General features: G+C 43.3%; 20 protein-coding genes, 3 tRNA genes and 4 pseudogenes. 11 read left to right on the plus strand and 16 right to left on the minus strand.

Annotated elements, in window-relative coordinates:
- Positions 1 to 281 precede the first annotated feature (281 nt).
- Positions 282 to 354 (plus strand) — tRNA-Thr (locus F6K49_RS04560).
- A gap of 14 nt (positions 355 to 368) precedes the next feature.
- On the plus strand, positions 369 to 572 hold the full coding sequence (locus tag F6K49_RS04565) for a hypothetical protein (protein WP_293070600.1): 204 nt from the start codon (positions 369 to 371) through the stop codon (positions 570 to 572).
- Here F6K49_RS04565 and F6K49_RS04570 read toward each other — a convergent pair.
- Both F6K49_RS04570 and F6K49_RS04575 read right to left on the minus strand, forming a co-directional pair.
- Positions 546 to 1,223: a molybdenum cofactor guanylyltransferase gene (locus F6K49_RS04570; RefSeq protein ID WP_293070605.1), complete on the minus strand. Its 678-nt coding sequence runs from the start codon at positions 1,221 to 1,223 to the stop codon at positions 546 to 548. The genes F6K49_RS04565 and F6K49_RS04570 overlap by 27 nt on opposite strands.
- Before the next feature lie 7 nt (positions 1,224 to 1,230).
- The gene (locus F6K49_RS04575) at positions 1,231 to 1,413 is read right to left on the minus strand and encodes a hypothetical protein (RefSeq protein WP_293070602.1); all 183 of its coding nucleotides are present in this window, start codon (positions 1,411 to 1,413) and stop codon (positions 1,231 to 1,233) included.
- A gap of 74 nt (positions 1,414 to 1,487) precedes the next feature.
- Here F6K49_RS04575 and F6K49_RS04580 point away from each other — a divergent pair.
- The 3 genes and pseudogenes from F6K49_RS04580 to F6K49_RS04590 all read left to right on the plus strand — a co-directional run.
- Positions 1,488 to 1,694 (plus strand): annotated as a pseudogene (locus F6K49_RS04580) (DUF1818 family protein); the annotation flags it as partial.
- A gap of 48 nt (positions 1,695 to 1,742) precedes the next feature.
- A tRNA-Pro gene (locus F6K49_RS04585) sits at positions 1,743 to 1,816 on the plus strand.
- 271 nt (positions 1,817 to 2,087) lie between these two features.
- A pseudogene (locus F6K49_RS04590) lies at positions 2,088 to 2,777 on the plus strand (PIN domain-containing protein).
- Positions 2,778 to 3,069: 292 nt separating this feature from the next.
- On the opposite strand, the pseudogene F6K49_RS04595 reads toward F6K49_RS04590, so the two are convergent.
- The 11 genes and pseudogenes from F6K49_RS04595 to F6K49_RS04645 all read right to left on the minus strand — a co-directional run bounded on the left by F6K49_RS04595 (position 3,070) and on the right by F6K49_RS04645 (position 12,965).
- Positions 3,070 to 3,828 (minus strand): annotated as a pseudogene (locus F6K49_RS04595) (cation:proton antiporter).
- 4 nt (positions 3,829 to 3,832) lie between these two features.
- Entirely contained in the window at positions 3,833 to 3,976 is a 144-nt protein-coding gene (locus F6K49_RS04600; protein WP_293072004.1) for a hypothetical protein, read from the minus strand.
- 16 nt (positions 3,977 to 3,992) lie between these two features.
- Positions 3,993 to 4,607 (minus strand): CPBP family glutamic-type intramembrane protease, encoded by a 615-nt coding sequence (locus tag F6K49_RS04605; protein ID WP_293072003.1) that lies wholly within the window; start codon positions 4,605 to 4,607, stop codon positions 3,993 to 3,995.
- A 79-nt stretch (positions 4,608 to 4,686) separates the two neighbouring features.
- Complete coding sequence (locus F6K49_RS04610; protein ID WP_293072002.1) at positions 4,687 to 5,736, minus strand: DMT family transporter; 1,050 nt, start codon at positions 5,734 to 5,736, stop codon at positions 4,687 to 4,689.
- Positions 5,737 to 5,979: 243 nt separating this feature from the next.
- Positions 5,980 to 6,408: a DUF3574 domain-containing protein gene (locus tag F6K49_RS04615; protein WP_083305243.1), complete on the minus strand. Its 429-nt coding sequence runs from the start codon at positions 6,406 to 6,408 to the stop codon at positions 5,980 to 5,982.
- A 165-nt stretch (positions 6,409 to 6,573) separates the two neighbouring features.
- Complete coding sequence (locus F6K49_RS04620; RefSeq protein ID WP_293083478.1) at positions 6,574 to 7,452, minus strand: hypothetical protein; 879 nt, start codon at positions 7,450 to 7,452, stop codon at positions 6,574 to 6,576.
- A gap of 330 nt (positions 7,453 to 7,782) precedes the next feature.
- Positions 7,783 to 7,938 carry a hypothetical protein gene (locus tag F6K49_RS04625; RefSeq protein ID WP_293083481.1) on the minus strand — a complete coding sequence of 52 codons (156 nt, stop codon included), beginning with the start codon at positions 7,936 to 7,938 and terminating at the stop codon, positions 7,783 to 7,785.
- Positions 7,931 to 9,178, minus strand: coding sequence for a transposase (locus F6K49_RS04630; RefSeq protein WP_293094589.1), 1,248 nt, complete (start codon positions 9,176 to 9,178; stop codon positions 7,931 to 7,933). The genes F6K49_RS04625 and F6K49_RS04630 overlap by 8 nt, the downstream gene beginning before the upstream one ends.
- Before the next feature lie 219 nt (positions 9,179 to 9,397).
- On the minus strand, positions 9,398 to 10,765 hold the full coding sequence (locus F6K49_RS04635; protein WP_293094593.1) for a hypothetical protein: 1,368 nt from the start codon (positions 10,763 to 10,765) through the stop codon (positions 9,398 to 9,400).
- Positions 10,766 to 10,951: 186 nt separating this feature from the next.
- Positions 10,952 to 11,395, minus strand: a pseudogene (locus F6K49_RS04640) (amylo-alpha-1,6-glucosidase); the annotation flags it as partial.
- A 160-nt stretch (positions 11,396 to 11,555) separates the two neighbouring features.
- Positions 11,556 to 12,965, minus strand: a complete 1,410-nt coding sequence (locus F6K49_RS04645) for a glycoside hydrolase 100 family protein (RefSeq protein WP_293019368.1) — start codon at positions 12,963 to 12,965, stop codon at positions 11,556 to 11,558.
- A 227-nt stretch (positions 12,966 to 13,192) separates the two neighbouring features.
- Here F6K49_RS04645 and F6K49_RS04650 point away from each other — a divergent pair, with 227 nt between their 5' ends.
- On the plus strand, positions 13,193 to 13,510 hold the full coding sequence (locus tag F6K49_RS04650) for a hypothetical protein (protein WP_293019370.1): 318 nt from the start codon (positions 13,193 to 13,195) through the stop codon (positions 13,508 to 13,510).
- A gap of 80 nt (positions 13,511 to 13,590) precedes the next feature.
- On the opposite strand, the gene F6K49_RS04655 is transcribed toward F6K49_RS04650, so the two are convergent.
- Complete coding sequence (locus tag F6K49_RS04655) at positions 13,591 to 14,097, minus strand: DUF2808 domain-containing protein (RefSeq protein ID WP_293066364.1); 507 nt, start codon at positions 14,095 to 14,097, stop codon at positions 13,591 to 13,593.
- A gap of 229 nt (positions 14,098 to 14,326) precedes the next feature.
- On the opposite strand from F6K49_RS04655, the gene F6K49_RS04660 reads away from it, so the two are divergent.
- Positions 14,327 to 15,715: an AAA-like domain-containing protein gene (locus tag F6K49_RS04660; protein WP_293066361.1), complete on the plus strand. Its 1,389-nt coding sequence runs from the start codon at positions 14,327 to 14,329 to the stop codon at positions 15,713 to 15,715.
- A 209-nt stretch (positions 15,716 to 15,924) separates the two neighbouring features.
- Here F6K49_RS04660 and F6K49_RS04665 read toward each other — a convergent pair.
- Positions 15,925 to 15,997 (minus strand) — tRNA-Ala (locus tag F6K49_RS04665).
- Between the two features lie 239 nt (positions 15,998 to 16,236).
- Between F6K49_RS04665 and F6K49_RS04670 the strand changes: the two genes are divergently transcribed.
- A complete protein-coding gene (locus F6K49_RS04670; protein ID WP_293081116.1) occupies positions 16,237 to 17,070 on the plus strand; it encodes a rhodanese-related sulfurtransferase in 834 nt (277 codons plus the stop codon).
- Positions 17,071 to 17,076: 6 nt separating this feature from the next.
- Positions 17,077 to 17,262 carry a hypothetical protein gene (locus F6K49_RS04675; protein ID WP_293081119.1) on the plus strand — a complete coding sequence of 62 codons (186 nt, stop codon included), beginning with the start codon at positions 17,077 to 17,079 and terminating at the stop codon, positions 17,260 to 17,262.
- A gap of 124 nt (positions 17,263 to 17,386) precedes the next feature.
- Here F6K49_RS04675 and F6K49_RS04680 read toward each other — a convergent pair whose 3' ends face one another.
- Positions 17,387 to 18,079, minus strand: a complete 693-nt coding sequence (locus F6K49_RS04680; protein WP_293081121.1) for a class I SAM-dependent methyltransferase — start codon at positions 18,077 to 18,079, stop codon at positions 17,387 to 17,389.
- A 189-nt stretch (positions 18,080 to 18,268) separates the two neighbouring features.
- Here F6K49_RS04680 and F6K49_RS04685 point away from each other — a divergent pair, with 189 nt between their 5' ends.
- On the plus strand, positions 18,269 to 18,394 hold the full coding sequence (locus F6K49_RS04685; protein WP_293019380.1) for a hypothetical protein: 126 nt from the start codon (positions 18,269 to 18,271) through the stop codon (positions 18,392 to 18,394).
- Between the two features lie 181 nt (positions 18,395 to 18,575).
- A complete protein-coding gene (locus tag F6K49_RS04690; RefSeq protein ID WP_293094601.1) occupies positions 18,576 to 20,057 on the plus strand; it encodes a transposase in 1,482 nt (493 codons plus the stop codon).
- Positions 20,058 to 20,276 lie beyond the last annotated feature (219 nt).

A 20,276-nucleotide genomic window follows, 5' to 3' on the forward strand; every position in this document is an offset into this window, starting at 1 on the left:
TTACCCAAATAAACATAAATTAACACAAATAAAAAGAAACTATATGTTATTCCATAAATTGTAATGGAAAGCTTTCTGCACACCCAATCGATAGGTAGCTTTCCCCCTAATATCAAGTCTGGTTGAATACCCATAATTAAGGGAGCCGGGCGCAGGGAGGGTGGGAAGTGTGGGAAGTGTGGGGAGATGGGGAGATGGGGAGATGGGGAGATGAGGGGTGATGGATGATCAGACGGGAAGCTTTGACAAGTGTTATACTTAGTGTTATAGTTAAAAAGATTGCTGGTGTAGCTCAGTTGGTAGAGCAGCTGATTTGTAATCAGCTGGTCGCGGGTTCGAATCCTGTCACCAGCTTATCAAAAATAGTTATGTGTGGCGTTTGTGATAGCTATGAGGTAAACAGATTTTTTTACCTATTCCCTCTTACCTGCTCCCTACTCCCTGCTCCCTGCTCCCTAAAACCCAGGACTCTGTACCTCACCCAAATCAGAATTGCTATAAAACAACTAGGAATTTCTAGTAACTTCGGGCGTTATCAGCACCCCTTAATTCTGTATTTCCAACTGTTCTAGGTCACCAGGGGTATTGCAGTTAAAAAATAGCCTAGTGTCACTGACTAGCAACTCCTGTACTGGATGCTGGGCCAACCAACGCTGAAATGACCGTCCCCCTTGATTGATAAACTCAGTGAGACTCGGTAGACACTGGCGTCGGTAAAAACCGCACAGGGGTTCCCAGCCCTTGGGGTTCCTTGGCAATAGTGCTATCGCGTAGCGTGACCTTTGGTCAATCGCATTTTCCCGAGTCTGCTCCAACTGCTTGAGCCAACCTTGCACAACCTCTGCTCTTAATTGGGGTAAATCACAAGCCAGTAACAGTACCCAATCTGTTTCAACATGAGCTAATCCTTGAGCAAATCCTACCAAAGGACCATGAGGTGTGGTCTCTTCTGGTAACGGCACTTCCCGAATGACACGACAAGTCTCAGGTAAGATATCCACGTATCGTTCTGGCCAGGGAGTGACGATATAGACTTGACCAGAGACTTGACCAGAGACTTGAGCAATACAGCTGAGGGCAACATCAGAAACTCTGCGCAGTAACGGGACACCCTCAACCAGAATCAAGGCTTTATCCCTACCCATACGAGAGCTTAGCCCTCCTGCAAGGACAATCCCTGAGAGGGCTAAGTCGTAATTAGTATTTGGTATAGCGCTGCCCATGGCTTGGTCAGGAACAGACAAGAATTCCAGAACGTAGACTCGGAGACTCCTCAAAAAAGATTGCCCCTCGTCCCTTTAGGTCATCCTTGATATCCTTAGAAATTCCGAAGTTATCTCCAAACTGAGTACTGTCTACTCGAGATACTCTTAAACCGTCATTAATCGGGATAATCCGGTATAAAACGGTCAAGGTGCAATTTATTGTTGCCTGAGGGAGGAGTGGTAGTCAGCAATTGGAGTTAAGCCTTCCACTCATCTTTCTAGGTGAGTGAGATGGCAAGGGAGTTGATGGATGAAGAGAAAATCACTTGTGAAGCAGAAAGCGATTGGCTATGGATGGAGGTAGAGGGCTATCCTTCTGCTTATACCCTACGGTTGATTTTGAATCAGGGACGCTGTTGTGAGGGGAGCTGGGTGGCAACAGCGGTTCCAGGGTTGCTAGCAGCAGCTAAGTCTCTGAAAGTTTTTTAGTGTAGTTGTTCAGATCTCGAATAGTGTGGTATAGTAAATAAGGTTTTCCGGGGCGTAGCGCAGCTTGGTAGCGCACCACTTTGGGGTAGTGGGGGTCGTGGGTTCAAATCCCGCCGCTCCGATTCATTTCAGAAATCGAGTATAATCGTCAGACACAATTTGTCACTGTTGTCTGATTAATTTGGTATGATCTCGACAAAATATAGGGCTACGGGCAAAGCAAAAAGCAAAAGGCAAAACTCCACAATGACAGCTTAGGTGCGCTTTCCCCATTAAGAATTGCTTTCCCTATTAAGAATTAAATTCGCCACAGGTCGCACTTTCTGAGCTTGTATTAATGTCCTAAGCTTAATGGGTAGTGCAATATCACTAGTTTTACAAAATTATCAAACAATGAACTACGACACAATTACTATTGATACTTGTATTTTTCGTCAATATAATTATCAGTTTAAATCAGGGATGCTTGCTAAGTTAAATCAGTTTAAAGATACGCAAATAAAAATTTTAATCTCAGAAATTGTGGTACATGAAATATCTGAACATCTTAAACAAAAGATACATGAAACCAAACAAAAACTTGAGAAAGCTCTGAAAGATTGTTCAAAAGATTTAATGATATCCGAAGAAATAATTTTTCAGGTAAAAGAAACTCTACTACCCAAAAGTAACGATGAAGATTTAATAAATAAAAAAATTGAAAATTTTTTAGACAAAACTGGAAGTCAGATAATTTATGTCAATGACTAGAATCCGTTAGATAAAGTTTTAACTAATTATTTTGAAAAAAAACCTCCATTTTCACAAAAAAAGAAAGCAGAATTTCCAGATGCGTTAGCTCTAGTTTCATTGGAAAAATGGGCAGAAAAGCACAATAAAAAAATTTTAGCTATCTCTACTGATAAAGATTGGAAAGATTATGCAAGTAATTCAGAGTATATAGACTGTATTGAGAAGTTAGCTGATTTTTTAGCTCAGTATCAGGAGCATAAAAATAAAATTGCTATTGCTTTTTGTAAACAATTGACACAAGTTTTTTTAGCGGGAGATACTGAAAACACCCTTAAGGAATGGATAAAATAAAATATAAGAGATGAAATTTTAAATTTAGATCTATTGCCAACATGTAATCATTCATACCCTTATTGTACACCAGATTCATTTGAACTTGATATAAATAGTATCGAAATTGCTCACGATAAACCTGTAAAACTAATACAGTTACAAGATGAAATCTTATCTATTCAAATCATATTTATAGTTNGCAACTGTCCCTCTGCTTCTCCAAACTCATATAAACAATCACAAATTGATGGAGCTGTATTCCCTAGGGTTAAGCCAGCACAAAAGGCGGCAATAAAACCATTGCCCCCCACTAATTCTGCGATCGCCTTTGGCGTGGCCTACGGCCAATCGCATAAGCGAATAACGACAGTCCTAATACCGATAAATCTTCAAAACTATGAGTAATCCACTTGCGGCGAGCACTCTCTGACACCAACCAACCGCCAATATAGCCAACTGCTACCCCAACGATTGGTCCGAGAATCACTTGCATAGCAGCAAAGCGAAACCAAAAGCTTGCTGTTCCCGTCCCTTCCATTGTTCCAGCTAAAGAGAGGAAAATTAATAGAATCGGTAAACAAATACCATCATTCAAACCACTTTCAACATTGAGGGATTGACGAATACAAATCGGAACACTCCGACTGCTGACCACCGCTTGTCCTAAAGCCGCATCAGTGGGAGCCAGAATTGTTGCCAAGGCCGCTGCTTCCCAGAATTATAACCTACCTCCAAGCAACAGTACTGCCAAAATTGTTCCTAGGATAATTGTCAGCGGTAGACCAATACCTAACAGACGTACTGGTAAATTGTACTCTCGACGCAACAGTTTAAGATTAATCCGAGAAGCATCAGTGAACAAAACCAGAATCAAGGTAAATTCAGCAATTATCCGAACAAACTCATGCTCTACGTCTAGATTCAATAAACCCAACAATGGCGGACTCAATAAAATTCCAAAGATAACAAAAGCCATCGGTGGAGTAATCACACTTTTCTCAATGCGCCCAGAAATTAAACCAAAGCCAAGGATAAATAGGGCAATAATCGCAAATAGTTCAGTGTTCATGAAATTATCTAAGTCCTGAGTGCGTCAGTGCGATAGCAAAGGGAATAGGGAACAGGGAACAGGGAATAGGGAATAGGGAAAAAAACCTGTGTACCTCATAGTTATGAAAAGCGCTGATAGCTGTTCGCGTAGCGTGCGCGTAGCGCATTAGCTGATAGCTTAAGTTACAAAAGTCTGCTTTTACCACCCAAGCCAATCAGCCAGATCACAACAAACAACCAGTGAATGACGACAGCTGTCCAGATGGAGCCACTTTTAATATAAGCAATAGTACAAATAATTCCCAAAAGTGTAGCTAGGAATAGAAAAATAGGTTTAAAAAATGTTTCCCGTGCCGCCGGATAGAAGGTGATAGCATTCAGAGGATGATAGATAACAAAAATGAATAAACTTACTGTAGACCAAGCGTATATTGAAATTAAGGAAGGGTTTTCTGAGGGATGAGGTAATAATAAAACCCGGAAAAATATCTCCTCAGCTATTGCTGGGGTAAACAGAGCAGTTATCATAATCTTTCCCACTAGATGCCAAGAGGTTTTGAAATTAACAGCATTTAGATCAGTTTTCCTGAATAAAGGAGATAATGGGGAATTATCAATAGTAAGTAAGTTCTGATCTAGTTGCAGAAAACCGTTCCGTAAACCAATCGGTAAAGCAATTAAACCATAGATCACAATTAAGATAACTACAATTACCCAAGCTTGACCATCAGGAAACGTTAATATCCCAGCAATCAAGCGCTCGGCAACTCTTTCAGCAAATTTGGCTGACATCTCCATAGTGACATCTCCATAGTGACATCTCTATAACTAGTAACATAAAGATGTTAATACGTAAGCATTAGCTGAATGCTTACATTCATACTCCCTTAAACCCAACTTCCATTTCTTTCATCGATTCTTCCACAATTACAGTATCAGTTTTATGAAGTTTGCGAGCAATACCAATTTGATTGAGCACAATGCCACAAATAATTACAGCACCACCAATATATTGAGCTATTGTTGGTACTTCTGAGAGAATCAAGTAAGCTGCTAAAATGCCCGCTACTGGACTAAACGAACTGGCCAGAGAAACATCGGATGCAGTAGTAGTCTTCAAACCCTTAAACCAACAGAGTTGACCCCCTACTACAATCACAGCTCCATAGAGGAGCATCCATTGCCAGACAAAGGGTGAGAAAACATTCATAAAGTGACCTACTCCAAATAACTTAATCACCACAACAAAGAAAATGACTGTACCTGTAGCAGTTCTGAACACCGTAAAGATGCCCAGAGGGATTTGGCGCAGCTTCACTTTACTAATAATCGTAGAAATTGCTAATGCGATCGCACCTGCTGCTGCCATCAATTCACCGACACCAATCCTAAAGCCTCCCGCCATAGTAATCATGTTTTCCTGCGGAGGCTGAAGCAAAATAGTCAGGATGACACCAATAAATGAAATAATCGCACCAGCTATCACCCAACGATTTACCCGTTCTTTGAGAAGTAAAACTGACAAAGCCAAAGCCAGAGGAGGCTCAATGCGTCCAATCAGCACTACATTATTAACAGCAGTGCGCTCAAGAGCGATAAATATCAGAGATGGTGCCAGTGCTCCTGACAAAACTGCGACACCCAGTAACCCTAACCAATCTGTTCCAGAGAGTTGTCTTAGGGCTCGAAAATTCCACTGTCGTCCATAAATAGCAATCAACGCTAGCAACGCGCAGAGATTGCCAACAAACAAAACATTACAGAAGGAAATAGGATTGTTACCATCAATTAAATTATCTGCACCCAGGTCAGTGAGCTTACGAATGACCGAATTCGCTGCTGCAAAAATTAGGATAGCGATCAATAAGTAACCACGCCCTGGAATCCGATTCAACCAATCTGTTATTTTAGCAATGAAACTTGACATAGACGTTGACAATAGCAAAGTTTAAATGACAGGGTAAGCGCAAGAATCAATAAGCCTAGGCTTATTGATAAAAAAACCGCGCCATTCTCAACAAATTAATTCTATTGCGAGTACAGTTCTACTAGATTATAGGGGTTTCGAGCCACGATCAACCGATATCCACCCAATCCACATTATGGGCAATTTTTTCTTGCGCTTACCCTGGTTTCAATGAATTATATCGTGTCCAGATGTACCATCGATTCAAAATGAGACACAGTTTATCTCATCAAGACGCATAACTGAGTCTTGTTGGAATTGTGACTTATAGGCGGCACGGATATCTTCAATAGCTTGCTCTGCCTTTGCAGAGCGCTTATAAAGGATCATCACCATACGGGACTCCTCCTGTATTGTCTTGTCTGTTTTAGCATCTCGCCATTGTCCTGATATTTTGTCAATGCTTAGCCCATCTGGAAATCGAGGGCTTATTACATTATCAAGGAACTTTTGCCATACTAGAGGTTCCACTTTTCCGCCACCAGGGATGTTTAAACCAAAATAGAGTTCAACCTTAGACATGGTTTGGCCTTCTACTGGACAAGATGATGATGCGAGATTGCTTTGAGGGAAAGTCAACAAAAATAATACAAAAATTACTACCACACAAATGAAGTTACTTAATGTTTTCATAGTTAGACAATGAGATCTTATAGCACTATAGCACCGTAGCACAATTTAACGTTTATTTATGCCCACCTACTTAATTGAGCCAGAGTTAGGTAATAACTATACCTGTAGGATAGGTTAATAACGCACCCTACCACTGAGGTCTTAAATAAAAGTATTGTCCATAAATCATTTAGAATCACTATAGTCAGCACATTGTTGGATCAGTTTTGCAATTAATCCAGTCCAACCATTTTGGTGACTTGTTCCAATTACTAAGCCACTATCGCCATGGAAATATTCATATAACAGAATTAAATTGTGCCAATTCGGAGCAGTTTTAAATTCCTTAATTTTGCCATAAAGAGGACGATGACTGGATTGATTTTTATGGAAAATCCGAATCAGACGCCGGGATAGTTCTACAGAGACTTCCCCAAGGGTCATCAGATTACCTGACCCTGTAGGGCATTCCACTTTAAACGTATCTCCTAAATAGTAATGGAAGGTTTGCAAGGATTCAATTAAGAGATAGTTAAGGGGCATCCAAATCGGACCACGCCAGTTAGAATTTCCCCCAAATAACCCATTACTAGATTCAGCAGGTTCGTAGTCTACACGATGTTCATTATCATTGACATAAAATAGATAAGGATTATCCTTATGAAACTTAGAAATAGCTCTGATACCATAGTCACTTAAAAACTCATTTTCATCCAACAACTTGCTCAGAATGCGGCGGAATTTATCACTTTCTACCACTTTGCCAAGAGTCATATAACATAGAGCAAGCATCCGCTTTGCGCCTACTCCCTTAGTTTCCATACAAGCAACATTGCGTTTGAGATCAGGGCGATGTTGAATAAACCACTCCAATCGTTTTTTAAAACCCGGAAGTTTATTGAGCGTCTCTGGTTCTATAGTAGTGACGGCAAACAGAGGAATTAACCCTACCATGGAGCGTACTTTCAGGCGCAACTGTTCCTGATTAGGTAAGTGTAGCACATCATAGAAAAAGCCATCCTCTTCATCCCACAATTGCGTCTCATCTTCCCCAATATTATTCATAGCAGCGGCAATGTAGAGGAAGTGTTCAAAAAACTTAGTAGCAATGTCTTCATAGACAGGGTTTTATCACGCTAATTCTAGGGCAATAGTGAGCATATTAAGACAGTACATTCCCATCCAGCTGGTGCCATCAGATTGCTCAATATACCCGCCGAATGGAAGCTCTGAACTGCGGTCAAATACTCCAATATTATCTAATCCTAAAAACCCCCCTTCAAATACATTGTTGCCGTCGAAATCTTTGCGGTTAACCCACCAGGTAAAGTTAAGCAGAAGCTTTTGAAAGACCCGTTCTAAAAATTGGCGATCGCTTGTTCCATGGAACTGTTTTTATAGCTGATAAACTTGCCAGGTTGCCCACCCATGCACGGGAGGATTGACATCTGAAAAGTTCCATTCATAGGCGGGAATTTGCCCATTGGGATGCAAATACCACTCCCGCGTCATTAAGTCAAGTTGATTCTTAGCCAAATCTGGATCAATCATTGGTGACAGCTCCTACACTGACCCGTTGGGTGAGCGTGTAGGCTTCCCAGCCAATCCGGCCATCGCTTAGGAGGCGCTGGGCTTTAAGAACGGACTGCCCTGCCGCTCTGTTTCGTATATTGATCGCTGCATTATGATCACGATCGAGGCTGCAACCACAATGGGGACAATCGTGCCACCTTGTATGCAGCTTTTTGGTAACTTTTTTGCCACAATTGGAGCAATTCTGTGAGGTGTTTTGGGCACTTACCGGAACCGCCAACAAGCCAGCATTTTCGGCTTTGCTTGCCAGGATTGTCAGAAAGCTTGACCAACCCGCATCCAATACAGACTTAGCCAATCGGGACTTAGCCAGTCCCTTTACATTTAACTTTTCGTGAGCTACTACATCGTATTTTGACAGCAAATAATTGGCGGTTTTAAAGTGGAAGTCTTTCCGTTTATCCGCTACTTTTTTGTGCTGTCTACCAAGTTGCTTGATAGCCTTGAGTCTGTTGCTGCCTCCCTTCTTACGTCGAGATACCCTTTTCTGAATAACCTTCAATCTTTTTTGAGATTTTCGGTAATACTGAGGAATTTCTATTGTCTCTCCTTCCGAAGTAGTCAAAAACTCCTTAAGACCAACATCAATACCGACTATTGAGTCAGGATTAATGTCAGGTTTAACTTCAGGTACAGTTTTATCTTCTAGGGACAATACCAGATAATATCTATCACACTTTTTGGTGATCGAAGCTGTTTTTATTTTGAATCCATCAGGAATAGGGCGATGTAGTAAAACCTTGATTTTACCTATTTTAGGGAGGTTGATAAGATTGCCATCCAAACAACCTTCTTTCATTTGGGGGTAGGTAAAGGTGCGGTAGCGGTGTTGTTTCTTAAACCTGGGTTTACCACTCCGCTTCCCATTGCAATCCCCCTTAACAAATCTATCAAAAGCGTGCTTTACTCTTTTGACTACATCCTGAAGCACCTGGGAATGTATGTCCCTGTACCAAGGATGAGTATTCTTGAGATTGGGTAAAGTCTTTTTCTGGGAGTAGTAATCTGGATTGTCCCTTAATTCGGAAAGATGGCAGACAAGAGGACAAGCATTAATTGAACAGCGATTTTCCTCGTACCAACGAAACCGATCGGCCAACAAATAGTTATATTGAGCACACAGCATTGACAGCCAGTGATCTATCTTGGCTTTTTGCTGCTTTGTTGGTTTTAAGCGGTACTGGTACGCGATTCTCATTTGACTTGTTCTCTAGCTCATCGAGCTACTATTAGTATAATATACAGCTAGTCAAAGCGCTAGTCATAATGAAAACAATAAAAATTACAATTAGACTTACCGATTTCGAGAAAAGACAATTGGAGCAAGAAGCAAAACGGAGGGGAATGACTCAGTAATCAATACATACAATGAAGTTTTATAGCTCGTCTTCGTGATCCAAAAGACCCTGTGCAAAATTCATCCCACACTCATGCTGCGCATTGAGATGTGGGGCTTCTTTTGCCGGACAGCTAAGGGGATGCAGTGGAATGCCAAATCCCAGGCTGCAAACCAGGGATATTCCCATTTATCTGGCATAGAAAGAATATCTGCATTGTCGAGATGATTCCATTGGTGATTCCTGACTTTGAGACGTTCTGGTGGAGGTGGGGGTTGATTGGGGTCACCCTTGAGCCAGGTTTCTACGTTGTAGTAATAATACTGTTTACTCCACAACAGTCCTGCGAAGGCTTGACGCTGAATATTACGCTGATCATTATTAAGTCCGGATGGTGCGATCGCATGGTAAAACTGATCCGCTTCTGAGCGACGGGTGGCAATAATCCTTGAAAACTCACTGCCAAAGGGTTGGGGGATATTGGGAGCATCACTCAGCCACAGCTTAATCACCCGAGTCTCCCCAGCACCAATAGTAAATCGGTAATGGGGAGCCACTTTTGTGCCGACTCTGCTAGGATTGACGGCATTATTGTCACCCTGAACCACATAGTTATTAATGCCATCTTTAACATAGGCAGACTGATTCTCTACCCCAAACAAGCGCTGATAATTGGTTTCGTTATCAGTAACTAATAATTCTGGTGAACCCTCACAGTAAAACCACCGTTGTCCCAATGTGGGATGGGAGGCTTCCAGGACACTGAATTGGTGATCAGATTTAGCAACCTTGATTAAGGGCTTGGGAGAATTAGCATTCCAAGACCAAGTATTGCGGAACCAGAGAGTAGGTAGGATATGGAGAGTTTGAGGATCTGGTCCTCGATTAATCGCAGTAATTTGGATTAAAATTTGCTCCGCCGAGGCTTTGGCATACTCTAGGAATACATCATAGTAACGATTTTCCTGGAATATCCCTGTATCGAGCAGTTCAAACTCTGGTGCTTCCCGTCCCCGACGTTGGTTTTCCTGCACTAGCCAAGTATAGGGAAACTCAGCTTGGGGATATTTGTATAATCCCTTCATGTAGGAGTGGGTAGGAGTACTATCTAGATAGAAATAATACTCTTTAACATCTTCCCCGTGATTACCTTCAGTGCCCGTTAAACCATAAATCCGTTCTTTAAGGATGGGGTCTTTGCCGTTCCATAGCGCTAGGGCAAAACACAAATACTGTTGATCATCACAAATACCCAAAATACCATCTTCGCCCCAACGGTAAGTACGCGATCGCGCCTGGTCATGGGTAAAATAATCCCACGCTTGTCCATCCGGGCTATAGTCTTCTCGTACTGTTCCCCACTGTCGCTCACTTAGGTAAGGACCCCAGCGTTTCCAATGGATAATGTGATTGCGAGCTTCTTCCAGTCTTTGATATTCTTCAGTCATAACTCAGGCCAGCTGCATCGCTTTTAAAGTTGAAAGTTGAAGGTTGAAGGTTATTTTATTTAAGCTTAATTGGTGGTTCGCGTAGCGTGGCCGACAGGCCAAGGTTTAAGGTTAGTTAGTTGTTCGCCTTTGGCGTTCGGTGAAGGGTAGGTTTAAGATTAGTTGGTTGACGCTTAGTTGGCTTTGCTGGACTCCCGCTTCCCCTGCATAAATTAAACCATCGTTATCCAAGTGAATGCTGTAGCGAGTTCCCCGACGATGCCAGTCAATTACCTCTTCTAGAATTGGAAACAATTCCGCTATCAACCTCTGATCTTGCGTCGCTTCGTAATAGGCACGGATTGCCTCGAAATACCAGAGCGTAGCATCCACGGTGTTGTATTCTGCTTCCGTTCCTACATCTGGGAAGAGATTGGGTAACATCCCTTGATCTATATAACGGGCAAAGGTGGGAAGAATAGTGCAAGCAACGTCAGGAGGACCGGTCGAGAGAGTCAATGCTGGCAAACTAATCATGGTATCTGACCCCCAATCCCCAAACCAAGGGTAGCCTGCGATAATCGTTTTATCATCAGGTGCATCTGCTAACGGGCGGTTGACCATAAACTGGTCAGCCGTCCATACTAATTGCGGATCCAACTGGGGGTAGTTTTGAGATTGTGGGCAGCATCCCAACCCTTGATTAATGTCATTGGTAATTTTGGTAATTGTTAGTTTAAAATTGGTACTTGGCGAGTACCAATTTTAAATTAGTTTAAGTTAATTTAAATTAGTTTAAATTAGTTTAAGATTATTTGTTCATAGCAACGATTTCCGCAATATCCATAGAGCAAATCATCACAGCAGTGTCCTCAAAACTTACTAAGTTAAGATGATCCGGATTATCTATCAACTGTTGTGCTGCTAAAAAGCCAGCAATTGTCCAGGTTTGAACTTTCCTAGCTTTCTTGCCAATCAGGCGACCATTTTTACCATCATAGTACTCTGGCCAGTTATCCTTAAGCAGGCATTGGGCAGCAATGGTTAAGGCTTTACGAGCCAGTTCAGATTTGCCAGTTTTTTGTGCTGCTGCTGCTAATTCCCACAACAAGAACGGCCAATTCCCCGCATTATGGTAAGACCAAGGAGTATTTTTGGGATCACAACCTGTGATAATTTGCCAATCGCGACCTTCCAAAGCCGGAAAACAAACTTTCATGGGCATTTCTCCCACTAAATCCTCCCAGCGTTGCTCGATCAAGTCCATAATGGCTTGGGATTGTTCTTCAGTAGCTAGGGAAGTAATAATTGCCATTAAATTACCTTGGGCAAAAAAGCGAAAATCCATCCGCCCTGGTCCAAGGTTACCCACAAAATATCCCCCTGAATCTGGCAACCATTGCATTAGCCAATCTGGAATAGTGTCAGCATAGACATTAAACTTATTGATTGCGGCTTCACCGAACTCTTCCACATCGTAGCGATAGATTTCCTTGAGGCGGTCTAAATTCAACCAATAGTAATTCCGAATATGATAAGTCAGATGACCCAAGCGCTCCTTGACCACAGGAACATAATCATCCTCTGGCAACAATAACTCACTCGCCGCCTGCAACGCAGTGTAGAATAGGGCTTGAATATCCAACGGATACCCATCAACTCCCATCCGTCGGTCAATCATGAAGGCACCATCCGGCACCAACATCGTGGGAAACAGATCAAATCGCTTAGTCAGACACAGATCTAGAACTAATTTGATTCCCCGTTGGAACCGTGTCTGGTGGGCAAGGGCTTGATCACCAGTTGCCTTGACATAAGCCCTTAACACCAGCAGCCACCACAAGCCAGAATCTACTGGAGCAACTCGTGCGATCGCATGTTCCCCAAAATCCGCCCCTAAATACTCCTGTTCCTTCTTATGTATCACTTTAAAGCTCGCTGGCATCAATCCAAGACCCGCCTTAAAGCAATCCATATGCTTTTCACGGCTTTGAAGCCCTAGGGTTTCGATCAGGAAATTGCGCACAATTTCTCCCTTGCCCCTCATCAGCAATGCCATAGCCGACACCGCGAAATCCCGGGTAAAGCACTGGTCATAATTCAGGGCTTCCATATCCGAGTCTTTCGACGCCACTGTGCCCACGGGATGACCTTGATAATAGATAATCGAATCTTCCAGGGCTTGCCAAGCTGCCTCGATCAGATTACCTTCGCTTCCCATATAAAATTTCTCCTTTAAGTTGTCCATCTGGTTGATGCTAGCTTAACTCCTTTGAAAAAATCCTGGAGTACTTGGCTCGGATATCGAAAGACAAAGAACTTCGGGAACTTCAGATCAAGGAACTTCGGATCAAGGAACAGGGCATAGGTCAGAAGAATTGACGCAGTTTATATCATAAAAATACTAATGCTGCAAGGTATCAGCAAACAATCTTTAAGCAAACAACCTTGGCCTATTGGCCACGCGATCGCGTTCAACTTTCAAGCAAACAACCTTCAACCTTTAACCAAACAACCTTGGCCTATTGGCCACGCGATCGCGTTCAACCTTGGCCTATTGGCCACGCTTCGCGAACAACCTTGGCCTATTGGCCACGCGATCGCGTTCAACCAACCTTGGCCTATTGGCCACGGGTGCGCGTTCAACATTCAACCAAACAACATTCAACCTTCAACCAAACAACATTCAACCTTCAACCAAACAACATTCAACCTTTAACCAAACCACCTTGGCCTATTGGCCACGCGATCGCGTTCAACCTTTAACCAAACCACCTTGGCCTATTGGCCACGCGATCGCGTTCAACCTTTAACCAAACAACATTCAACCTTTAACCCTATTGAATTTAGTCACTCAGGACTGGCTCAAGTAACATTGCCGTACCGACAGGAAAGGGATAGGATATATTTTCGGTCAGGGCAGACACTCGATAAAGCATCGCTCCCCCTTCTCGATTTTGTTCTACCCCATCCATCACAATGCGCAGAACATTGCCTGGTTTAACAGGTTCATTCAAGGTCACCGTAAGAGCGGTACCACCTTCAGCACTCTTAGAAACTGCTGTGGTTGCTGGCACTCTCTCACCAAACTGATTAGTAACCTTTGCTTTGCGAACACCAGCGAGATTGGTACACTCAATCACAAGAGCATTAATGGGAAAGGCAGCCACAGCAACGGTAATAAAATGCCTATCCCCTGCAGCTCCAGCAATTCCAGCACTGGCAACATAGGGAGCATTCGGCACAAAACCGGCTTGAGCCTGAGCTACTGGCACCAGACTGGGGATGGCTATAGGCAGCACAGATGCGGCGAATGCTAGGGCTGAAACTGCTCCGAAAACTGGTTTTTTCATCACTCAATCGTCTTGGGATACCAGACTTAAACAACGTTGAGTTGATTTTAAAAAAGACCTATCGAAATTGTCTGCCTGAAAAAATCGGTAATTTGACCTAGATTTGACTAGGCCATCTGCTGGTAATTTTCGTAAAAAATTGGAAAAAATTGCTTGATTGGACGGAAATTTTGGCAATTCTATGTCAAAGTAAAACTAGTGTTTGGTGTGTTGGCTTTCAACCTCATCAATGATGGCAGACGAAGCCCTAGCTGTTTTGGACACAATTTTGCCCGATTACTCCTTCAGTAACCTTCAAGAGACCGTCTTCTGTGAAGTTTGGGAAGGGAAGACTTACGCTGAGATTGCGGAAAGCTGCGGGTATGAGCATAGTTACATTAGAGATGTAGGATTCAAACTTTGGCAACGTCTGTCTGTGGCTCTCAAACAAAAAGTTACCAAAAGTAATGTCCGCTCAGTTTTGAGGCGGTACTCCCGAGCTCAGCTATCCTCTCTAGGGATTTATGGCTATCAGGACAGGATAAAAACCAGCGTCGGGAATTCCCTATCCCCTGCTCTGGTACCAGAGCTAGACTTTCCCAGTGGTCCGGTACCACTAAACTCCAATTTATACATCGAACGTCCTCCCATTGAAGCGCTCACCTACGCAGAAGTTAGCAAACCAGGTAGCCTCATTCATATTAAAGGCCCCAGACAGAAAGGAAAGACTTCCCTAGTGCGAAGGATTTTGGCTTATGCCAAGAAACAGGGCTTTCGTACTGTTAGTTTAAGTTTACACCGAGCTGACTCCCAAGTTTTCAGCAACCTGGATAAGTTCTTACGTTGGTTTTGTGCCAACGTCAGTCGGCAATTGGGTTTATCCCTCCAACTCGATCACTATTGGGATTCTGACATTGGCTCTAAGGTGAGTTGTACCACTTACTTTGAAGACTATTTGCTAGAGCAAGTCGATAGGCCAATTGTTATTGCTTTAGATGAAGTTAATCAAATTTTTGAGTATCCAGAACTTTCTAGGGATTTTCTGTCTTTGCTACGCTCTTGGTATGAAGATGCTAGGGAACTGGAAATTTGGCAAAACGTAAGATGGGTGATAGCTCATGCTACAGATGTATATGTGCCACTAAAACTTAATCAATCGCCCTTTAATGTTGGCCTAGCCATTAAACTCCCAGAATTTACCAATGAGCAAGTGCTAGACTTAGCCCAGCGTCATGGTTTGGATTGGGCAAAAGGTGACCAAGCCATGAAACGTCTTGCTCCTTTAGTGACTATGGTAGGTCGTTGTCCCAGTTTAATTCGTCTTGCCCTTTATCATCTCACTAAACAGGATGTTAGCTTAGAACAATTACTAGAGGAAGCCCCAACTCAAACTGGAATTTATAGTAACTATTTGCGTTACTATCTAGCCGCTTTGCTACCCCATCCTGACCTAGTCGCTGCTTTTAAGGAAGTAGTCATGGCCACAGAAAGTGTGGAATTAGAAGCACTAACTGCCTATAAATTGGAAAGCTTGGGTTTGATCAGAATTCAGGGGAATCGAGCCACAGCTAGCTGCGAACTATATCGTCTATTTTTTAGAAATCAATTTCTGAATGGCATAAGAGTTAGTGGTTATTAGTTATTAGTCATGTCAACGAGATACAAAAAAAGCGATCGCCTAGCGTGACCTACGGTCAATCGCGAAGCGTGACGGGTCGCACCTGTGGAATAGGCATCTTGCCTGTTCGGGGATTTTTTGGAGCGGGCAGGATGCCCACTCTACTCCGATCCATTCGTTTGATTCAGCAACGCCATCCTAGTCACCAATTTACGATTAGATCTAACTAGTGGAGGTAAGCGGACTCGAACCGCTGACATCCTGCTTGCAAAGCAGGCGCTCTACCAACTGAGCTATACCCCCAGGCAAAGACAACTTAAGCTAAATTAAGCTTAGTTAATCAACCGCACTTTTGTTATTATACAACATACAAATGGAAAGTCAAGCAAGATAGCCAAAAAATTTTCCTATAGACATCGCAACAGTACTATTACCATAGCAGGTTAGTGCGGGGTGTTACCATACGTCAGAATAGTAAATAGTGAGGCACTTTCCGACTCAGGACTCAAAACTCAGCACTATTTTCACCCCTTAACCGGATCATGACCCAGGTAGTTGCAACATTTTACAAATTTGTCAAATTGCCAGACTTTGCGGATAAACGACCCTCCTTGCTAGCCCATTGTGAAGCTCAAGGCATCACAGGAACCATTCTCCTCGCAGCAGAAGGCATTAACAGCACCATCGCAGGCTCCCGTCAAGCCATTGATTCAGTCCTAGCGTTCCTCCGTTCCGATCCCCGTCTGGCCGACTTACAGCATAAAGAATCCTACACCGACTCCCCCCCATTCAACCGCCTGAAAGTCCGGTTAAAGAAAGAAATTGTTACCATCGGTTTGCCAGAGGTTGACCCCAATCAACAGGTAGGTACCTATGTTAAACCCCAGGACTGGAATGCTCTAATTTCAGATCCAGACGTAGTACTGATTGATACTCGCAATACCTATGAAGTAAATATCGGAAGCTTCAAAGGTGCCCAAAATCCCCATACTGACTCATTCCGACAATTCCCTGATTATGTTCGCCACCACCTCGATTCCACCAAAGATAAAAAAGTAGCCCTGTTTTGTACAGGGGGTATTCGCTGTGAAAAAGCCTCATCCTTTATGTTGAGTCAGGGTTTTAAACAGGTCTATCATCTCAAAGGTGGCATTCTCAAGTATTTAGAACAAGTCCCAGAAGACGAAAGTTTATGGGAGGGGGAGTGCTTTGTCTTCGATCAACGGATTGCTCTCAAGCACAGGTTGGAAGCTGGAACCTACCATATGTGCTACGGTTGTGGAAATCCAATTTCCCAAGCTGATCTCAATTCCCCTAAATATATCAAAGGTATTTGTTGCCCTTACTGTTTTGATGATTTCACCAAGGAAGCATAGACGTCAGTGGTCAGCGGTCAGTGGTCAGCGGTCAGCGGTCAGCCGTCAGCCGTCAGCCGTCAGCGGTCAGCCGTCAGCGGTCAGCCGTCAGCGGTCAGCCGTCAGCGGTCAGCGGTCAGCCGTCAGCGGTCAGCTGACGTAACAGAGATTAAACCAATGCTTACCTGTTTGATTCAAAAGCACCTCAAGTAGCACCATCTGTAGCGCATTAGCACCTCAAGTAGCGTGCCCGTAGCGCTTAAGCTGATAACTGATAACTGATAGCTGATAGCACCTCAAGTAGCGTGCGCGTAGCGCTTAAGCTGAATGCTTACCTTCATACTTCTGACTTCATACTTCTGACTTCTGACTTCTTTAGCGCTAGGGTCAATCCATCAGCAATCGGTACCAAACTAAGGGTTACCCGTTGGTCTTGAGATAGCTTTTGATTAAATGCTCGAATTGCCTCAGTTTTGTTATCGACTACCTCAGGATCTGCTACTCGCCCCGACCAGAGGACATTATCCACAGCAATTAGTCCACCATTACGCACCAGTTTCAGTGCCTGCTCGTAGTAGTTTTCGTAGTTCCGTTTATCTGCATCAATGAAGGCAAAATCAAACGTACCTGCTTGTCCCTCTTCCAGCAACCGATCCAGAGTGTCCAGTGCTGGGGCAATTTGCAGGTCAATTTTGTGAGCTACTCCGGCTTGTTGCCAGTAGCGACGTGCGATCGCAGTATACTTCTCACTGATATCACAAGCAACCACCTGGCCGTCTGGTGGCAAAGCTAAGGCTACAGCTAAAGCACTATAGCCCGTAAATACCCCCACCTCTAGAGTTTTCTTGGCTCCCATCAACTGCACTAGTAAGGCCATAAACTGCCCCTGTTCAGGAGCTATTTGCATCATACCCATGGAATGCTGTGCTGTTTCCAGCCTCAGCTGGGTCAAAACTTCTGGCTCTCTTAGAGAAACAGATTTTAAGTAGTCGTAAAGCTGCTTGTCTAGTCCAAAGGTTTGATTAGCCATTGATATTTAGTTTGCTCAAAGCTATTATTTTCCAGAGGTTGCTCAATCTATAGCGTTGATCATACTTATGAGGTACCTTCAAGTTTCTTATACCAAGTTGCGGTCAAAGGTACAACTTTCTCTTCCGCCAATCTCCCTATCTCCCTATCTCCCCATCTCCCCATATTCCCCTCCTGGGAGGGGTTAGGGGTGGGTCCCTATCTCCCTATCTCCCTATCCAACCAATCTACTCTCTTTGAATGCAACTCGGTATTACCCCTACTCCCGACTCCCGACTCCCTACTCCCTTTGCTAAATGATAGTATTCATCGTTAATTTTTCATCAGTCCATGTTGCTTTGGTTATTCCTTGCTGTTCCCTATTGGTGGGATGATTTGTACAGTCTCGCGATTAAACCCCAATAAATAGGGATAATACGGTATTTAATACCATAAAACAGACATTGACATTTTGCTAGCGCTAGAGTAAGATTAAAGTATACGATTCAGAATTAACGATGCCCAAGAAAATAGGAGCAACTAGAAAAATATCGACTCAAATCGTCCCCGTAGTAGGGATGACTGAGTCGGTTAAGACAGAGTTGTTGTTCACAATGAAAAAATTGGGCATTGTCAGATCTGAGTCTTACAACAAACTGGGAAGCATTAATCACTGGGGACTGGACTGGAAAAAGGCCATCCCGGAAGTAAAGAGTTTCAGGAATCCCGACAGCTTAGGGCTGCCTGCTAAATTAATGGATTGGGCTATTAATGATGTAGCAAAAGCCATTACGGCTCAGCAGGCAGCCTGTATAGATGCAGTAGCAAAAAGAATCTACAGAAGGTTCCCTGGAAAGGAAAATCAAAATAAACGAAAGGAGCTTTGCAAACAGCTTAAGACCGTTGCTTTTCTGGACAATCCTCTTCTACACAGACTTGTTAGAAGGTTTTTCCAAAGAGGACATTCTTGGATTAAAAACCAGATCGTCTATCAACAAGTGGGTTACAAATGTAAAAGGCTTTACCGTAACACTTACCAGTTAGAATTGGCGGGATTAAGGAGAGGGAAGAGGAACAGGATAGTTGTTAGATCTAATCGAAAAATAAAAGGACAAATCAGACTGATCCATAATCAACTCCTGCAAAAATTTGAAATCCACTTTCTGGTAGACCATGGAACCGTAGAAATTCCCTCTGAACGTCGAAGTCTCGGTGTAGATAAGGGTTACACGGAGGCTTTCTATGATTCAGACGGTCAGGCACACGGCAAAGATCTGGGAAAAGTCTCTACTAAGAAATCAGATCGCATATGTGCCAAGAACCGCAACAGAGGGAAACTTTGGGCACTTCACAGAAAGCTAGAGAAAATAGATTCAGTTAAATCGGCTCGAATACTTGAAAACAACCTAACTAGAAAAACGGAAAATCGCCGTTACAGAAAAAATCAAGCAGAGTTGACGGCGATAATAGGAGCAGCCTCTAAGTCTCTTTTCAATGGAGAATCTTTAAAGGTCTTTGCTGTTCGCGTAGCGTGGCCTACGGCCTCAGATTTAACACAACCAATCAGAAATAAGCGCCAGTCTAAAGCCGTGTCCCGCAAACTCAATAGTTGGATGAAAGGAGTGATGCGTGATTCTTTGCAAAAATGGGCTGATTGGACTGGCTCGGTTGTTACAGAAGTTCAGCCTAGTTACACGTCGCCAATTGACTCCAGGAATGGCACCCTGTTGGGCAAAAGGACTGGGGACAATTTTACCGGATTTGATGGGGTCGTGTTGCAGGCTGACCATAATGCTGCCAAAAACATCCTTGCTCGCGGTACCGACTTCGAAATTACTCGGTACATGAGTAAAACCGAGGTACAGGCGGTGTTATTGCGTCGTACCGCGCGTTGGTTGAAAGGAATGGGACTGAGTTTAGTTGATGCAGTTGAACTTGGTTGGCTTGACTGTAAGCATACTAAAACTCAGGCTTTCAACCAACTCCTCATCGAGATGTGAGGAACGCCTAGAAAGACGAGTGGCAGGTTTAACTCCAATTACTGCATGACCACTCCTCCCTCAGGCAACAATAAATTGCACCTTGACCGTTTTGTACGGGTTCATCCCGATTAATTACGGTTTAAGAGTATCTCGAACTTCCCCTAGCCATAGGGAAAGTAAATCCTTATCCTGGAAACAGCAAGTGCTCAATTAAGGGCTGAGGGCAAAAAGCAAGAC

Source organism: Moorena sp. SIO3I6 (assembly GCF_010672095.1).

Bases quoted from the DNA above. Each gene is read 5' to 3' on its own strand.
- F6K49_RS04565 (WP_293070600.1), top strand. From the start codon at position 369: ATGTGTGGCGTTTGTGATAGCTATGAGGTAAACAGATTTTTTTACCTA.
- F6K49_RS04570 (WP_293070605.1), bottom strand. From the start codon at position 1,223: ATGGGCAGCGCTATACCAAATACTAATTACGACTTAGCCCTCTCAGGG.
- F6K49_RS04600 (WP_293072004.1), bottom strand. From the start codon at position 3,976: ATGCGCTACGCGCACGCTACGCGAACAGCTATCAGCGCTTTTCATAAC.
- F6K49_RS04605 (WP_293072003.1), bottom strand. From the start codon at position 4,607: ATGGAGATGTCAGCCAAATTTGCTGAAAGAGTTGCCGAGCGCTTGATT.
- F6K49_RS04610 (WP_293072002.1), bottom strand. From the start codon at position 5,736: ATGTCAAGTTTCATTGCTAAAATAACAGATTGGTTGAATCGGATTCCA.
- F6K49_RS04615 (WP_083305243.1), bottom strand. From the start codon at position 6,408: ATGAAAACATTAAGTAACTTCATTTGTGTGGTAGTAATTTTTGTATTA.
- F6K49_RS04620 (WP_293083478.1), bottom strand. From the start codon at position 7,452: ATGAATAATATTGGGGAAGATGAGACGCAATTGTGGGATGAAGAGGAT.
- F6K49_RS04625 (WP_293083481.1), bottom strand. From the start codon at position 7,938: ATGATTGATCCAGATTTGGCTAAGAATCAACTTGACTTAATGACGCGG.
- F6K49_RS04630 (WP_293094589.1), bottom strand. From the start codon at position 9,178: ATGAGAATCGCGTACCAGTACCGCTTAAAACCAACAAAGCAGCAAAAA.
- F6K49_RS04635 (WP_293094593.1), bottom strand. From the start codon at position 10,765: ATGACTGAAGAATATCAAAGACTGGAAGAAGCTCGCAATCACATTATC.
- F6K49_RS04645 (WP_293019368.1), bottom strand. From the start codon at position 12,965: ATGGGAAGCGAAGGTAATCTGATCGAGGCAGCTTGGCAAGCCCTGGAA.
- F6K49_RS04655 (WP_293066364.1), bottom strand. From the start codon at position 14,097: ATGAAAAAACCAGTTTTCGGAGCAGTTTCAGCCCTAGCATTCGCCGCA.
- F6K49_RS04660 (WP_293066361.1), top strand. From the start codon at position 14,327: ATGATGGCAGACGAAGCCCTAGCTGTTTTGGACACAATTTTGCCCGAT.
- F6K49_RS04670 (WP_293081116.1), top strand. From the start codon at position 16,237: ATGACCCAGGTAGTTGCAACATTTTACAAATTTGTCAAATTGCCAGAC.
- F6K49_RS04680 (WP_293081121.1), bottom strand. From the start codon at position 18,079: ATGGCTAATCAAACCTTTGGACTAGACAAGCAGCTTTACGACTACTTA.
- F6K49_RS04690 (WP_293094601.1), top strand. From the start codon at position 18,576: ATGCCCAAGAAAATAGGAGCAACTAGAAAAATATCGACTCAAATCGTC.